Source organism: Chryseobacterium sp. SIMBA_038 (assembly GCF_046535115.1).
Lineage (GTDB): Bacteria > Bacteroidota > Bacteroidia > Flavobacteriales > Weeksellaceae > Chryseobacterium.
In genome coordinates this window covers 1-262 of the sequence record NZ_JAWRXH010000244.1, presented here as the reverse complement: position 1 = coordinate 262, position 262 = coordinate 1, and the positions used below count along the sequence as shown (strand labels likewise).

1 pseudogene is annotated in these 262 nt (G+C 31.3%); it reads left to right on the top strand.

The features are described 5' to 3' along the window. Positions 1 to 17: 17 nt before the first annotated feature. Positions 18 to 262, top strand: a pseudogene (locus SB689_RS23425) (acyl transferase); the annotation flags it as partial.

The following is a 262-nucleotide window of genomic DNA, read 5'->3' as shown; positions in this document are numbered from 1 at the left end:
GTAGAAGATTAAAAATTATGGAGCTGAAAAGTATATTCAACATACAAACAGAGCAGGATTTTCTGAATGCATCATTGAAAACATTTCGTTATCAATATGAAAATGTTGAAGTATACAGGAAATTTGTTGACTATTTAAACATCAATCCGGATGAGGTTAAAAGCCTTGATAAGATCCCTTTTTTACCCATTGAAATGTTTAAAAATCATCAGATTCTGGATCAAAATGTAACTGCTGACCTGTTTTTTCAAAGTTCAGGGAC